The 710-nt window shown below is 76.2% G+C and carries 1 pseudogene; it reads left to right on the plus strand.

Features of this window, described 5'->3' with window-relative positions:
* Positions 1-710 (plus strand): annotated as a pseudogene (locus tag G3I65_RS37030) (CHAT domain-containing protein); the annotation flags it as partial.

Genomic DNA, 710 nt, shown 5'->3' on the forward strand with positions numbered 1-710 from the left:
CCGTGTGCTGGCTGGAACAGGGCCGCGGCGTCCTGCTCGGCCAGACCCTCGACACCCGGAGCGACCTCGGCGAACTGCGCCGCCGGGCGCCGCACGCGGCCACCCGGCTCGCGGAACTGGACCGGGCGCTGGCGACGCTCGACGTCGCCGCCTCCGGCAGCGACCAGCGGCACGCGACGGCGCGGAAACGCGAAGACCTGCTCTCGGAAATCCGCGCCCTGTCCGGCTTCGCGCGGTTCCTGCTGCCGCCGACGCTCGATCAGGTGCACGAGTGGGCCGGCCCGGGGCCGGTCGTCGTGGTCAACGTGAGCGAGATCCGGTGCGACGCGCTGGTGCTCGCCGGCCGCACGCTGACCGCGATCCCGTTGCGGGAACTGACCTTCGACGACGCCGCCGACCACGCCGACCGGTTCGCCGACGCGCTCGAAGCCGCCCACGAACCGGGCCGTGAGCACGAGGGCGGCCGGGTGCTCGCCGACGTCCTGACCTGGTTGGACACCACCGTCACCGCTCCGGTGCTCGACCGGCTCGACCGCGACGGCGCCCGCGTGTGGTGGTCGCCCGGCGGGCCGTTGACGTCGCTGCCGCTGCACGCCGCCGGCCGGCCCGGCCGCACCGTTCTGGACCGCGTGATCTCCTCCTACACCCCGACGGTGCGGGCGCTCGGGCACGCCCGCGCCGCCGCCGGACGCCCTGGCGACCCGGCAGGC

The sequence above is a fragment of the Amycolatopsis sp. SID8362 genome (genome assembly GCF_010550475.1).
Lineage (GTDB): Bacteria > Actinomycetota > Actinomycetes > Mycobacteriales > Pseudonocardiaceae > Amycolatopsis > Amycolatopsis eburnea.